The following is a 14,072-nucleotide window of genomic DNA, read 5'->3' as shown; positions in this document are numbered from 1 at the left end:
ATGCTTAAGCCGTTGACGACAAGAATCCCCTTCCTTCCCCGACTTGTCGGGCGCGAAGCTAGGTGGGGGAGCTTCAATTATTGTTTAGGTAAATCACACTTTCAGCATCATACTTCCCCATATTGATTAAGGTAACATGATGTTTTCACTGACTGTTCATTTTAATCCACCTATATAATTTATTATAGCGGCTAGCCGTTGGAGAAAAATACCATGAAGTACCAATGGATCTTGTTTGATGCCGATGAAACCTTATTCCATTTCGATGCGTATAAAGGTTTGCAATTGATGTTTTCTCGTTTCGATGTTGATTTCAGTCGTGATGATTTTAGCCATTATCAGACGGTTAATTTACCTTTGTGGGTTGATTACCAAGATGGTCGAATCACCGCAACACAATTGCAAAATAAACGCTTTCAATTATGGGCGGATAAACTAAAGGTGACAACCCAAACTTTAAACAGTGCATTTATGACGGCAATGGCTGATATATGCAGTTTACTACCCGGTGCTCAAGCGCTTATTTCGGCATTAACTGGAAAAGTAAACATGGGTATTATTACCAATGGCTTTACTGAACTACAGCATGTACGTTTAGAAAAAACAGGTTTAAAAGATGTGTTCGCACCACTTGTTATCTCTGAGCAAGTGGGCATTGCTAAACCCGATATTGGTATATTTGAATATGCGTTAAGCCACATGGGTGACATACAGCGTGAGCAAGTCTTGATGGTTGGCGATAATCCGCATTCTGACATTTTAGGTGGGATGAATGCAGGTTTTGATACTTGTTGGCTTAATAGTGAGAATGCTGTATTACCGGACGGTATCAAGCCTAGTTATCAAGTGACGTCATTAATACAGTTGCAATCATTGTTATTAGCCGCTTAATTCGATTGTAAGCATAAAATGTTTATATTTTACGGAGTATTGCCGATATACTTTTAGTCATCAATTTAATAGTTAAAGTTAATTTTTTATAGGGAAAGACAAAACATGTTTAAAGTTTCAACGCTTGCAAGCATACCGTTACTTATTGTTGCGCCAACACTGATGGCTGAACCTTTTGGCCATAATAATGCACAGCTAAGTTACCGATCTGAGCATTGGGCTGTAAATGTTGAACGTGCTATTACAGAACGTTTTTATATTACTGGTTTTTATCATCACACAGATGATATTGCGCTAGATCCAGATGTAAAAGCCAAAGCGAAAATACTTGGTGCAGGTTTAATGACATCAGTAAATGCTGGCCATATGACCGAATTTTATGCTGGAGCTAATTTAATCCAACGTTCAATAAGGACATGGAAAAATGACACAAAGTCGCAAGATTCAAATTTTTACACTAGTGTTATTGCGGGTGTAAAACTTTCTTCTAGCCCTAAATTTGAAGCAGATTTCAATATTACTCATGCTTTTACTGGTGCTGAAGTGACTTATGGTTATCTTGATTCTACGTCTTACACCCTAGGTGCTAAGTACTTTATCGATCCATCAATGGCGTTAGGTTTATCTTATGTGTGGACTCAAGATGAAGATAACGGTAAAGCAATGAATCGGGATAATATTGGTGTGTCGTTTAGCTTATATTTTGAATAATACCAATGAGCATTATGATGCGTTAATTGCCAGGCTTGAATCGCTATTTTTGATTTAAGCAAAGCATATTATCAATAGGTTGTGGTTCTCCAATGCCATAGCCTTGTGCGAAATCGATACCAATAGCTTCAACTTTTTGTTTTATAGCATCATTTTCGACAAATTCCGCGACAGTTTTTAACTTCATTAAATGCCCTATTTCATTAATCGATTTTACCATTGCAGCGTCTATTGGATTGGTTAAAATATCTTTAATAAAGATACCATCAATCTTCAATGTGTTAACCGGTAGGTTTTTTAGATAAGCAAACGAAGATAAACCACTACCAAAATCATCCAGTGCGAATTGGCAGCCAAACTCACTTAAGGTATTGATGAATACCGTCGCGTTGGCAAGGTTACTAATTGCGGCTGTTTCGGTAATTTCAAACATGAACTGTTGGGGCGTCAAACCTGCTTGGGTTATATTCCGCATAATATGCTGCAATAAGTCGTCGTCACCGAGTGAAGTGCCTGATAAATTGATGCTAATATGGTCAAAAATATCCAGTTGTTGGCTATGTTCTCGCATCCAATCTAATGTGTGATCAAATACCCAACGATCAATGGGTTGCGATAAGTTATAGCGCTCTGCGATAGGTAAAAATATGCCAGGCGCAATGATCTTACCGTCCTTAGCTTGCATACGTAGAAGCACTTCAAAAACATGTTTATGTTCAGGATCGGATAATGCAACGATAGGCTGAGCGTAAAGTTCAAATCGGTCCTCATTAAGCGCTTCTTTTATCTCGTTGACCCAGCGGAACTCACCGTCACGAGTAGTGAGTAACTCATCATTATGGTGATAAGTATGTACTCGGTTTCGCCCTAAGTCTTTAGCGGCATAACAGGCTAAATCGGCATGAATAAGTACTTCGCTCGTGTTACCTGAGTTACGGCTTATTTCTGCAACACCAATACTGACACCGATACTAAAACAACTTTTTTTCCATATAAATTGGAATTTTTTAACTTTTTCTAAGATTTCATTTGCGGCGAAAACCGCTTCAGTAAGTTGGCAGTTGCGCATTAATATGGCAAATTCGTCGCCACCCAGTCGGGCTAATATATCGTTTGGTTTTAAGTTGTCGTCGATTAATCCTGCTACTTGGCGTAATAACTCGTCACCTGCAGCATGGCCACACGTATCATTAATTATTTTAAACTGGTCTAAGTCTAAAAAGAATAATACGTGGGTAAGTTGACTGCCTTGTGCACTGCAAACTGCATCGGTTAGTTGATGTTCGAATTCATAACGGTTGATTAATCCTGTTAGCATATCGTGTTTTGCTTGATAGGCTATTTGCTTAGCAATAATCCGAGACTCGGTAATATCTACTTGAATACCAATAAAATGGGTTATTTCGTCGTTAGCATTAGTCATTGGAATGATGGTGACTTTAGCCCAGTATAATTCACCATTTTTACGCTGATTGTGAACTTCTTCAGACCATTCATTACCACTTGAAATACGGTTCCATAGCTCCTTGTAAGTGGCATTGGTGGTTTCTCTCGAACGGAAGAAATTGGCTTTCTCGCCGACAGATTCTTTTGATGAATAGCCTGTGATTTGTGTGAATCGAGGGTTGACGTATTCAATAACTCCTTTGGTATTGGTGATCATGATACCGTCCAAACTGCACTCAACTACTCGTGATAATTTTTGTAAATTAGACGTATTTTGTTGTTGTAAGGTGATATCTTCGCAAACTCCTACGCCACCATCTATCTCACCAGTACTTGAATATAATGGGACTAAATCGACTTCTAAATAAGACTTTTTACGGTGTGATATTGAAATGTATTCGCCTTCGAAGGTGCTTATTTGTCCTTTCAATGAGGATTTTATTGCTGTGGCAAGAGGGGTGTTTTGGATCTTTTTCAACATGTTGAAGCCAATCAAGCCATCTTTGTTGGCCCCGATAATATCTTCAAAATGCCGATTGGTTTTTAATAAGACCCCTTGTTTATTGTAATGAAAAATACCTACTGGAGAATGTTCAAAAATGGAGTTTAACTTTGCTTCACTTTGTACTAATTCAGCCGTTCTTTGCGCGATCTTATAACGTAATTTTTTTACTTGTTGGCGATAGCTAACGGTTTGCATAAAAAATAGAAAAAAGACAGTAAACATAAAAATAGCAGAGGTCAGCATTATCTTATTAAAGTGTTGATTGAGTTGAAAAGAAATCGTATCAATAGTGATGTCAGCCGCCGCAATATAAACACTTCCGTCTGTGGCATAAAGGGGAATGAAAATACTACGAAATCGACCCCATTTATCTTGGTATTCAATTAAGCGGGGTTGTTGATCGGTAAAAATATGATATAGCAGGGTGTCTGCATCATCGTAAGCGGTTAAGAATTCAATCTTATTGTTATCAACACCAGAGTCATCAATGGGCGTAGCGCTTGCTGAGGTAAACAGGATCTGATTATCGCGCAGGATAAGCGTATATAAGTTGGTTATATTTATATTTTTAGCGTAATTGGATAAGACAGTTCTGTTTATGTTATTTAGTTGCGTTGAAGTTTCATCATAAGCCATTTCTTTTTGATGAAAATTGGCTGGCAATAATGAGGAAATCGTCAGGGCTGCCGTTTTTAATTTTAAATCAAGGGCAGTGTAAATGTGATTTTTTTCTTGGAGGTAGCTATAAGTTGCCAAGCTAATAATAGATAAAATATAGATCGAAATCGAAACATAAATCCGTTTATTTAATTCAAAACGCTGCATTTTTAGTGAACTATTATGGTTAATGACTTTTAAATATGCCTGTTTTGAATATTGATTGCAATACATGGAACTGATTTATTATACCTCTTAGGATATAAGCTTAAATGCTACCACTTAAGTATAGGTGTTGGTGCTGGGAATGTACTATTAATTATGTGCAGGTTTATATTTATCATTGGCTTAGCGACGTAATTGACTCGATAAATATTCAGGGTTTTACATAAATAAAGTGTACGTTGACATACAGTATTAATCTCACCCCATGTAGATTAAATACTACCACCGACTTATTAGCTGATATTACCCTCTGTGTGTTCGACTTTCATGCAAACATTAAAGTGTCAGAAGTAAATATTGAAAATGATAATACTTATCATTACAATTCGTTTTTTTGCAGCGCGAATAAAGCTAGCTCAATTCTGAGGGGAAATTTACGTGAAAAATATTAACTGGAAACGTCTTAATCGAAACACACATTATTGGGGGTCGATAATAATTGCGATTCCAGTGTTAATTATTATCATTAGCGGTATCTTGCTACTCATTCGATCTGAATTTTCCTGGATACAACCTGCAACGATGAAAGGAATTGGCACAGAGCCTAAGCTCTCTTTTGAACAAATATTTGATATTGCATCTCAGGTACCAAATTCAGAAATACACAGCTGGAAAGATATAAGTAAATTAGATGTCAAACCATCTAAAGGTATTGTTAAAGTAAGAGCTAAAAATAATATCGAAATTCAAATCGATAATACCAGCGGTAAAGTTTTACAGGTTGCTTATCGCCGTTCTGGCATTATCCAAAAATTACATGAAGGATCATTTTTTAATAAGCATATGCCATTATGGGTGTTTTTACCTGCAGCACTTATTTTATTCATATTATGGGTAACAGGTATGTATATGTTCTTAGCTCCTTACATTTTAAAACGAAAAAATAATAAGAAAAAAATAGTTTTCGAAAGTAAGACTACCTTACCAACGAACTAAGACAAGTACCAAACCTCATCGCTGTATATAGATTGCGATGCAGACTAAAATATACTGAGTATATAAGTTGTAACGTTAATGTACTTTTTTTGTTTCATTTTCTTTACATTTCGTAGGCTTAGGTAAGAATGTTACTTCTATTTATTTTATCAGTGGGAGTAACATGAATTTATTTTTTAGAATGTTGATTATTATTTTTAGTGCCCGTAAGCAGGATGCGGTGGCGCTTGTGAATAAGCGCAGTGACCACTTTAGGGTGTGGTTACATGATCTCGGCTGGCGCGACCATTTACCTAATTATCGTGTATTTAGTTTTATGGAATTAGGTCGTTTTGGTATCTGGCACGCTTCTCGACTTGCGTTATCTGGGCGTTATGGCTTACGCATGATTGCTGCACAAGATTTTATTTATCTAAAACGAATTCGTCCGTTTCAAGCGTTTACGATGACGACTGAAATTTTAAGTTGTGATGAAAAATATTTCTATTATCAGCACCAGTTCTTTTGTAACGACAAGCTCGTGGCTATTGGTTTAATCAAAGAAGTTGCATTGAAATCAGGAAAACTTGTTACACCACAATCATTGTTAACGGCTGATGCAGAACTTAACGGTTCGGTTATCATAAATGTGGAAAATACAGAATTACACCCTATTGTCGAAAGTTGGCTGACGATGCAGCAAGCCATAAAAGAAAACAGCTAGATAACGGCTTCATACTTTGTGGCCGAAAAAAAAGACCGAAGCGATGACTTCGGTCTTTTTATACGTTAATTAAACCGTATACAGGGCAATGGATTGATCTAATGTTTTAGCCTGATTAGCAATGGCACTGGCTGCTTGCGCATTTTCATGGGCGATATGGGAATTTTGACTGGTAATATCTCGTATTGACGTTACGTTACGGCCAATTTCATCGGATACGACCGTCTGTTGCTCAACAGCGGTGGCGATCTGAGTACTGGTATCCATGATGAGTTGCATATCAGACATGATTTGCCCAATCTTCGACTCTGCACTGTCAGCTTGTTCGACGCTCAATTCACCTTGTTCGTGGCAGCGGCTAATATGTACAACTACCTGAGCTGTTTGCTCTTGTAGCGTGGCGATAATACTGGTGATCTCTTCTGTAGATTGACGTGTTCTAAGGGCGAGTGAGCGAACTTCATCTGCCACAACCGCAAAACCACGGCCTTGTTCGCCTGCTCTTGCCGCTTCAATGGCTGCATTTAGAGCAAGTAGATTAGTTTGTTCTGCAATTGAGCGAATCACATCAAGCACTGAGCCAATATTGTCGGACAGTGTTGATAAATTGGCGACTTCATTACTGGTTTTAGATAAGTCATCAGATAAAATACGTATACGATTCTTTGTTGCACTCACTTCTGATAAACCTTCTTGAGCGCCATTGTAGCTGTTATCTGCATTGCTGGCGGCACTCTCTGTATTACCTGCTATTTCTCTGATTGTCGAACTCATCTCGGTGATTGCGGTTGCGACAGCATCGGTCTCGGCTTGTTGGCGGCTAATTGCAGTATCAGAATCCACACTACGGCTCTGTAACTGACTTGATGCCGAGCCAAGTTCATGTACAGCTTCTTTTACGTTGCTGACGAGTTCACGGAGATTGGTTAATAAGTAATTAAAATTACTTGCCATATGTGACAATTCATCATTGCCTTGTTCATCTGCAACTGCTGTTAAGTCATGACTTTTCGCTATCGTGGCCATCAAACTACTTAAGCTTTGTATGCGGCGTTGGATAGAGTTACTAATTAACCAAGAGAGTGTAATGAGCGCTATTATCACGGCTAATACTGCCACAAGAATGATCGTTACAGTTTGTTGCTGCTGCTTTGCTATTTCGTCATCTAATTGTTGGCTGGCATCTTTAAAGGTACGTTCAACTTGATGTGAATATTCTCGCATTTCGCCACGTAACCCAACTTCGGGTGTATCACCTATCGTGTTGTATTGCTCAATAATTTCAGCCATGGTTGCACGGAAATCGGTATAGCTACTACCGAAGTCAAGAGCGAGTTGTTTGTCGTACAGTGCAAGCTTAGTTTGATAAACTAGGTAATAGGCTGGCTTACCCTGTAATGCGTACATTTTTGCCGTGTGTGCAAGATCGGTGGTAATCAGAAGATTACGGTTATATCGATCTGCTGTTTGCAGTAAACGTTTATAGCCATTATTGAGGCGCTTTAGTAATCCTTGCTCAGGGCTAAGACCAAGGGCTTGGTAATTATTGACCAGTGCAATCATACTGAGATTATAATCTTGCATTGATGCAGGTAAGGTTGCAACACTTGGCACTATAATATTAAGTGATGTAAGCTCTTTTTCTAGTTCGCTTAATTCCGTTTGAAATAATGCGTAGTTAGCTTGAAATTTGTCGAGATATTTGGTGTCTCGTCGCAGTAAAAAATCTTTTTCATTGCGGCGTAAATTTAATAGCGTGACTTCGAGCTGTTTTACATCGGTTGCGGCATGGTTAATATTAGTGACTTGTTTATTGGCAACCCAAGACATTCCAAGTACCAATAAGAGTGCACTTACCGAAATACCAGTAAGACCTAATAATTTATCTCTGATTTTCATCTTCTACGACATCCTAGCTGATTAACATTACCGATTTTACGGCTTAGTCTAAGTATTCGGCTTGATGCGTAATAACTTTAAGGATAAATGGGGGTAAATAATCCTATTTTCATTATTATAATATAAATTTTTTTAAAATTAGTTTGTTACGGGGAAAATAAATTTATATATATTTATATTTTTGTTATTTACAGGTTGAGGATGGATTACTTTAGAGTATTATTTATTGGTATTAATTTGGATATTAAATGAAAAATGTTAATCCTCTGTATTAAACTCCAGTTCGAATAAACACGTTTCTAAGCCTGCAGGTAAATTCAATAAAAGTCGATCGGTATTAAGTTCAAATTCTATATCGCTAAACTGTATTGCATCTAAAATACTAAGCTGCTCGGAAAATAGCAGTAATCCTGTGCTAACAAGAATAGCGTAATAGCATTGTCGTGACGCCGAGTCTTCTGTTTCCATTATGGTTTTAAATGTTTCTAAAAACAGTATCAATATTTGTTCTTGTGTTTGATTACGATAAGACTCTTCAAGTTGAATTAATTGAGAGTAGGTGAGTGTAAATTGATGATTAAAGTTACGCATATTAATACACACGCTATCTTCTTTCTTATTATCATTTAAATTCACGAAACGGACTACATTATCGCTTTTTATATCAATTAAAAAGCTCACATTAATATCGTTATACATTGATTTTTTGATCGCCTCAACACTAATACCTTCTTCGTGTAGCGCGCTAATATGATAGTTTAATATCGCTTTTATTAGTTCATCTTTACTTATACCTGCATGCAGCATTTGTTGATAAGTATCAGTAAGATGGATACCTGCGATATCAGAAGATTGATTTTGATAAGCGGTGCTGCTGATAAAAGATGCGATCACTTGATTTGAAAATTCAAAGTCAAAGCCATTTAAATGAATATACATATCAACTCCTTATTAGCATTCGCTAAATCGGGGAGGAACAACGCAGTTGCTATAAGTATAACGGGTTATATTTGCTTAGTAAGGCAGATTAAGCATTGTCATTATTTTAAGGTAAGTATAGTAAATCGTGGGAAATGGCGAGAAGGAAGGGCTGTTTTTTAGATAAATAGAAAGAGTTGAGCAGAGAAAAAAATTCTCTGCCTCAACATAGCGTTAATACGTTAACGTTATTTTAATTTTAGTGGCAGTGCTTCAAATTGAATGCCTGACCAGCCTGTGCGCATGAAATAACGGATGTTGGCGTGATCATCACCTTCTGGATTATTTAATACGTCATCACGGTAATAAGTACCGAAACATTCTAGCATTTGTTGTTTAGTGAATTTGTTTAAACGACCTAATGCAAACAATTTGCATGAACCTGTATTTTCAGTAGCGTCGTTTTCTAGGTAGCCATTGTAAAATTTAGTGGGAGTGAAATCATAGCTTGCATCAATAACAGCGATGACATCGTCGAACTGAATAGTAGTTGGCTGTGCCGCTAGTTTATTTAAAAAGTCATTTAACATGGAGTGTCCCATTAATTTAAAGTATTTGCTATCTTTGCCTAATTTATCATAAATGTTAGTTAAATGAGTGATAATTTACCAATTAGTTTCAATGTTCACCTACTTATTCAATAAACCTGGGATGATATGGTACGCTTTCTCACTCAAATTGTGATTTTTTCGTGATAAGTTAAACCTAGTATTTGATGTATGCTTTACTTATAAATAAGTGGTAATAAAAGGAATGATTATGGTCATAGATCCTGTAGAGCAATTTAGAATGGTGATTAAAGGAAACATAGAAGGTGTAGATCAAGGTGTTGCTTTACTGACCTCGATGACAAATGACCAGTATTGCATGCGCGCTAAGCCTTATGTTAATAGTTGTATTGGTGAGCATTTACGTCATGTATTAGACCTTTATTATGCGTTAAAAGAACACGTTGGGATTATTGATTATGATGTTCGTCGTCGTGGTGCATTAGTGGAATCTTGTCGTGTGACGGGATTATGTGAATTACATAAAATCAAGACGTGGCTACTCTCATTGCAACCAAGCATGATGAATAATAAAATGATTATGTCGACAGAAATTTCGATGGTTGATACGTTAGTTGCACAAGTCGAGACATCATTAATTCGTGAACTTATATTTGTGAGTTCGCATGCTGTTCACCATTACGCATTAATGGATATATCAGCTAAATTGTGCGATTTTGATACACCTGATAATATGGGTGTAGCACCTGCGACGCTCACGGCACTAAGGAATGATGCATCATGTGTACAGTAAGCTGGTTGTTGGCAAATGATGGCTATCAAATTTTTTTTAACCGAGATGAACAAAAAGGTCGGGCATTAGCCTATTTCCCCAAATATTTTAATGAGCGAGGGATTAAATATTTAATGCCTGTGGATCCGGTCGGTGGCGGCACTTGGATTGCAATTAACCAAGCTGGCTTATCAATATGTTTACTTAATTATTACCAAAAAAACACCCCCCGGAAAGATTTGATTAGCCGTGGTTTATTAGTTAAATCATTAGTCAGTAATACATCCTTACCCAAGATCCGTTACGCACTCAGTAAATTGCCTTTACAGCGGTATGCTGCCTTTACGCTACTTGTGTTTCCGAGTCATCTTACAGCGCAAACCGGCGATGTTTACGCGGTACGTTGGGATGGTCATACGTTAACAACGGTTACTGCGGTATCGCCAATGATATCGTCATCAGTTGCATTGGCAGAAGTGACGAATTATCGCGAAGATCATCACAATTCTATTTTATTGCAGCATCAGGTCTTATTTTCAGGTGATGGTTGTAATGACGAGCTGGAAATTAGAAAAACGCCTGATTTGTTAGAAACGGATTTGTTAGAAACGGATTGTGTAGAAGAGAATATTATTGAGTTGACGAATCTGCGTCGTATCGAAGATAAAAACAGTTTAGCGCTGACTCGATTTCATGCTAGCCATGAACCCACACCGTCTTATTTATCTGTCTGTATGCACCGCGATGATGCTCAGACTGTTAGTTTTACCCACCTTATCGCCACGCGTAAGCAACTTAAAATGAACTACGTGTGTGGTTGTCCGTGCTCATCTAAGCAACATCAGTCTTATGCTTTGTATCCACAGCGAGAAGCTTACGTCGAAGTTGTTTAATATCATAAGTCGGTTGTACGCCGTAAACCGCTTAGGGTGATACGGCGTTGTTGCTGATAGGCTTACTACCCTGCTGATAGAGCATATAAATAGCAATTAATGGCAATACTCCCCAGTAGACGTGGTTAAGATTAACGGTAGTTACGTTAGACATAACGGTTAATCCTGCAAAAAATATCACAATGCCAAGCTGAGAATAGAGGCTCTTGCTGACTAAATACTGGTAATTAGCTTGTTGCTTCGCCTTATCATAAAAACGTTTATTGAAATATAAACGAAACAATGCGGTAGCAAATGCCACACTGAGTAAACCTAACCCAATTGCAAAACCGCTCCAATCAGGAGAGATCCAGCCGCGCACTAACCAACCACAAAGATAAAGTAACGTCGCGACTTGATATAGTCGGTATTGGGGCTGCTTGTCGATGGTATTTTTGATGAAGTAAAATATGAATCCCAAGGCTAAAGACAGTGCAATGACAGTTAAACTAAATTGACTGGTATCACTGTTGGTTAAATGAAAAATACTCAGCACCCATAAATAGCTTTCGAGATACAAAAAAGGCCCATCAACAAGAAACACGATTTTATCACGGGTACTAATCACCGATTTAGCCTGAATATGATCACTACGCTCGTAAACAAATGTCGGTGTCGCGAGTGAGTTTATAGTCATGATACAGAAACCGAGCGCTGCCATTATGCTTAACGACAATATAACCCAAGGTTGTGTTTGCATAAAATAGCCGCCAAACAAGATCCCCAGTTTTAAACTGAATCCTAATATCAGCTGTAAATTACCAAACAGTCGCCCGGTATTACTACTGCCACTGATGCTGTTAAAAAGGATACGTTGTAACATCCAATAGCTGCAATTAAATAAGCCATTGAGTAAGCCTAGTATGATTAAGTTAATGTTTGCTATATGAAAGAGTGCGACATAAATAAGCCCGATTTCTAAGGCGAACGATAAGATGATTAATGTGCGCCAGTAACCTCGGATGAATAATTGATGCCAGCCCCATAATGCCATCACGAACCCCGCGCCAGTCCAAGCGATAAATTCAGTGAGTGGTGCGAGTTCTTGATATTGCTGCCAAATAAGAATAGGAAGGTAGAAGGGCAGTAAGCCGATCACAAAACTGTGAGTGGCTGAAAATAAAGTAAAGTAGCTGGCAGGTGCCAGCGTCGATATTGAGCGAGACATTAGAATATGTCTGCTTGTTGATTTGTTACTACCGTAATTAAACCAAGATGCTCAGAAAGATCGTCAGCTTGGCCATAACGTGGATAGTTATGCATGTTCAGATAAGGACGCGAATTTACTTCGAGGAAAATCAGTTTTTGATCGCGGGCATCATGTTCAATACCTTGCTCCATGATCACATCAACACCAAGAATTTCAGCGTCAAACAGATCTAATACTTTGGCAAACAATTCATTATTGTACGCTGGGATAAGATCGCGTTGTATGGTTTCCACAACACCACCGGGTGCTAATGAAATACGATAAAACAAATCAATTTGTTGCTCAGCATCTGGAATTGACGATAAGGTCAAACCTTGTTTCGCCAGATAATTGATGGTTTGTTGACCCTGCGAAATAGGGTTGTTACACGGATATAACCCCATTTTTTCACGTACATTATTTTCTGTATTAATCAAGGTACTGATTGTGTTTACACCGTCTCCTTTTACAAATGCAGGGTAGCGTTGTAAAACAGAGATAACACCGGATTTAGTAATCACTACGCGATAGTTTTTACCTTGTAGGTACTGTTCTACGACCGTTGTTGGCCACCATAATTTAGCAAAAAAGATAGCGCGCCACAGCTCTTTATAATTACGGATAGGAAAATGGCTGCCACGAGAGAAACCACTTACGTTTGGTTTGATGACTAATGGAAAACCATGTTCTTTGGCAAATTTAACCGCAGTGAAGGGATTGAAAAAGATCGCGCCTTTAGCGTGAGGAATATTACCTTCAGCAAATTTATCACGAGCTTGCTTTTTAGATCGACAACCACGGCGAACTTCAAGGCTGTTATAATTACTACAACCGCCCATGAACTTGCTACTGATCCATTTGTAGATTACTTGTTTTATTAGTTTCATCTTGATTCAAAATCCTTGTATTACGACCCCGTTTAGCGGCGTTCAACTTATTAAAAAAGATACCTTGTGTTACTTTTTTGCCGTTTAGCTGTTGCGCTAATTGAGCAAGAGAATACGTGGTGTTATACAGTAACTGGTATTTCTGTAACCGGGTCAAATTGTGACTTAATAAACTTAATGGCATAGGAACATAGAGATTTACTTCGACTAATTTAAACTGTCGCTGCAGAAGGGTATCTAATGAATCCGCTTTTAAGCTATATCGTGCAATCGTAAAGTCACCCATACGATTTAACTCTTTCCACAATGCCTGTTGTTCTGTGACTGTGAGCTGGTCTGTAATATCCCGATATTGGGTCTCGGTATTATAAATACCATTAACGGGGAACTTATCAGTGCTGCTGTTAATGACTTGAGTTATCGACATTACCGAAAATTGACCAGCATTTTGAGGATCTTTAACAACAAACACTTCAAATTCGATATTGCCTGTTGCTGCTTCTTGAATTAAATAATTCTGAACCTGATAACCAGGGCTTTCTCGTAATGCTTTAAGCTCAGCATAATTACGGATACAACTGACGCCCGTTGAATTTTGTCCCCATTCTGGTTTTGCGAATACGGGATAGCGCGTCGGGAGTAAATTATTTCTATCAATATACTGATTTAAACGCCATTCCTCAGGGGTGATAGCATCTAAATCTTGCTTCGAGAATATTTTCTTTTGATTATTGAAATATCGCGCATTAAGCTGAAAGTAACGCCATGGAATAGTCAAAAAGCGAAAGCAAAATGCGAGATAATGTAATATTAATAAGCCGCGTATAATCAT

General features: G+C 37.9%; 13 protein-coding genes. 6 read left to right on the top strand and 7 right to left on the bottom strand.

The window, feature by feature from the left end; translation table 11 throughout:
• Nucleotides 1-213 precede the first annotated feature (213 nt).
• Both yjjG and AKG98_RS20510 read left to right on the top strand, forming a co-directional pair.
• Nucleotides 214-891, top strand: coding sequence for a pyrimidine 5'-nucleotidase (yjjG, locus tag AKG98_RS20515; RefSeq protein ID WP_067050563.1), 678 nt, complete (start codon nt 214-216; stop codon nt 889-891).
• Between the two features lie 105 nt (nt 892-996).
• Nucleotides 997-1,602, top strand: coding sequence for a hypothetical protein (locus tag AKG98_RS20510; protein WP_067050560.1), 606 nt, complete (start codon nt 997-999; stop codon nt 1,600-1,602).
• Nucleotides 1,603-1,645: 43 nt separating this feature from the next.
• Here the strand turns inward: AKG98_RS20510 and AKG98_RS20505 are convergent, their stop codons facing one another.
• Entirely contained in the window at nt 1,646-4,378 is a 2,733-nt protein-coding gene (locus AKG98_RS20505; RefSeq protein ID WP_198155581.1) for an EAL domain-containing protein, read from the bottom strand.
• A 435-nt stretch (nt 4,379-4,813) separates the two neighbouring features.
• Here AKG98_RS20505 and AKG98_RS20500 point away from each other — a divergent pair, with 435 nt between their 5' ends.
• Nucleotides 4,814-5,371: a PepSY domain-containing protein gene (locus tag AKG98_RS20500; RefSeq protein WP_067050557.1), complete on the top strand. Its 558-nt coding sequence runs from the start codon at nt 4,814-4,816 to the stop codon at nt 5,369-5,371.
• Nucleotides 5,372-5,534: 163 nt separating this feature from the next.
• On the top strand, nt 5,535-6,074 hold the full coding sequence (locus AKG98_RS20495; RefSeq protein WP_067050554.1) for a thioesterase family protein: 540 nt from the start codon (nt 5,535-5,537) through the stop codon (nt 6,072-6,074).
• Between the two features lie 69 nt (nt 6,075-6,143).
• Here the strand turns inward: AKG98_RS20495 and AKG98_RS20490 are convergent, their stop codons facing one another.
• The 3 genes from AKG98_RS20490 to AKG98_RS20480 all read right to left on the bottom strand — a co-directional run bounded on the left by AKG98_RS20490 (nt 6,144) and on the right by AKG98_RS20480 (nt 9,481).
• Complete coding sequence (locus tag AKG98_RS20490) at nt 6,144-7,973, bottom strand: methyl-accepting chemotaxis protein (RefSeq protein WP_067050551.1); 1,830 nt, start codon at nt 7,971-7,973, stop codon at nt 6,144-6,146.
• A 258-nt stretch (nt 7,974-8,231) separates the two neighbouring features.
• Entirely contained in the window at nt 8,232-8,912 is a 681-nt protein-coding gene (locus AKG98_RS20485) for a hypothetical protein (RefSeq protein ID WP_067050547.1), read from the bottom strand.
• A gap of 227 nt (nt 8,913-9,139) precedes the next feature.
• The gene (locus tag AKG98_RS20480; protein ID WP_067050544.1) at nt 9,140-9,481 is read right to left on the bottom strand and encodes a HopJ type III effector protein; all 342 of its coding nucleotides are present in this window, start codon (nt 9,479-9,481) and stop codon (nt 9,140-9,142) included.
• Between the two features lie 229 nt (nt 9,482-9,710).
• Between AKG98_RS20480 and AKG98_RS20475 the strand changes: the two genes are divergently transcribed.
• Both AKG98_RS20475 and AKG98_RS20470 read left to right on the top strand, forming a co-directional pair.
• A complete protein-coding gene (locus AKG98_RS20475; protein ID WP_067050542.1) occupies nt 9,711-10,253 on the top strand; it encodes a hypothetical protein in 543 nt (180 codons plus the stop codon).
• Nucleotides 10,241-11,125 (top strand): NRDE family protein, encoded by an 885-nt coding sequence (locus AKG98_RS20470; protein ID WP_067050539.1) that lies wholly within the window; start codon nt 10,241-10,243, stop codon nt 11,123-11,125. Before AKG98_RS20475 ends, AKG98_RS20470 begins: the two co-directional genes overlap by 13 nt.
• 31 nt (nt 11,126-11,156) lie before the next feature.
• On the opposite strand, the gene AKG98_RS20465 is transcribed toward AKG98_RS20470, so the two are convergent.
• From AKG98_RS20465 to AKG98_RS20455, 3 genes are read right to left on the bottom strand one after another with little or no spacing between them, the layout of a single operon-like run.
• Complete coding sequence (locus AKG98_RS20465; protein ID WP_067050536.1) at nt 11,157-12,332, bottom strand: hypothetical protein; 1,176 nt, start codon at nt 12,330-12,332, stop codon at nt 11,157-11,159.
• A complete protein-coding gene (locus AKG98_RS20460) occupies nt 12,332-13,240 on the bottom strand; it encodes a cyanophycin synthetase (protein WP_067050533.1) in 909 nt (302 codons plus the stop codon). Before AKG98_RS20460 ends, AKG98_RS20465 begins: the two co-directional genes overlap by 1 nt.
• Nucleotides 13,200-14,072, bottom strand: coding sequence for a hypothetical protein (locus AKG98_RS20455; protein WP_067050530.1), 873 nt, complete (start codon nt 14,070-14,072; stop codon nt 13,200-13,202). Before AKG98_RS20455 ends, AKG98_RS20460 begins: the two co-directional genes overlap by 41 nt.

This window comes from Moritella sp. JT01 (assembly GCF_001574435.1).
Classification (GTDB): domain Bacteria; phylum Pseudomonadota; class Gammaproteobacteria; order Enterobacterales; family Moritellaceae; genus Moritella.
The sequence above is the reverse complement of the archived record's forward strand: the minus strand, read 5'-3'. Positions and strand labels throughout refer to the sequence as shown.

Excerpts from the sequence above, each read along its gene's own strand:
- yjjG (WP_067050563.1), top strand. The coding sequence starts at position 214 with ATGAAGTACCAATGGATCTTGTTTGATGCCGATGAAACCTTATTCCAT.
- AKG98_RS20505 (WP_198155581.1), bottom strand. The coding sequence starts at position 4,378 with ATGCAGCGTTTTGAATTAAATAAACGGATTTATGTTTCGATTTCGATC.
- AKG98_RS20485 (WP_067050547.1), bottom strand. The coding sequence starts at position 8,912 with ATGTATATTCATTTAAATGGCTTTGACTTTGAATTTTCAAATCAAGTG.
- AKG98_RS20460 (WP_067050533.1), bottom strand. The coding sequence starts at position 13,240 with ATGAAACTAATAAAACAAGTAATCTACAAATGGATCAGTAGCAAGTTC.
- AKG98_RS20510 (WP_067050560.1), top strand. The coding sequence starts at position 997 with ATGTTTAAAGTTTCAACGCTTGCAAGCATACCGTTACTTATTGTTGCG.
- AKG98_RS20495 (WP_067050554.1), top strand. The coding sequence starts at position 5,535 with ATGAATTTATTTTTTAGAATGTTGATTATTATTTTTAGTGCCCGTAAG.
- AKG98_RS20455 (WP_067050530.1), bottom strand. The coding sequence starts at position 14,072 with ATGATTATACGCGGCTTATTAATATTACATTATCTCGCATTTTGCTTT.
- AKG98_RS20480 (WP_067050544.1), bottom strand. The coding sequence starts at position 9,481 with ATGTTAAATGACTTTTTAAATAAACTAGCGGCACAGCCAACTACTATT.
- AKG98_RS20490 (WP_067050551.1), bottom strand. The coding sequence starts at position 7,973 with ATGAAAATCAGAGATAAATTATTAGGTCTTACTGGTATTTCGGTAAGT.
- AKG98_RS20470 (WP_067050539.1), top strand. The coding sequence starts at position 10,241 with ATGTGTACAGTAAGCTGGTTGTTGGCAAATGATGGCTATCAAATTTTT.
- AKG98_RS20475 (WP_067050542.1), top strand. The coding sequence starts at position 9,711 with ATGGTCATAGATCCTGTAGAGCAATTTAGAATGGTGATTAAAGGAAAC.
- AKG98_RS20465 (WP_067050536.1), bottom strand. The coding sequence starts at position 12,332 with ATGTCTCGCTCAATATCGACGCTGGCACCTGCCAGCTACTTTACTTTA.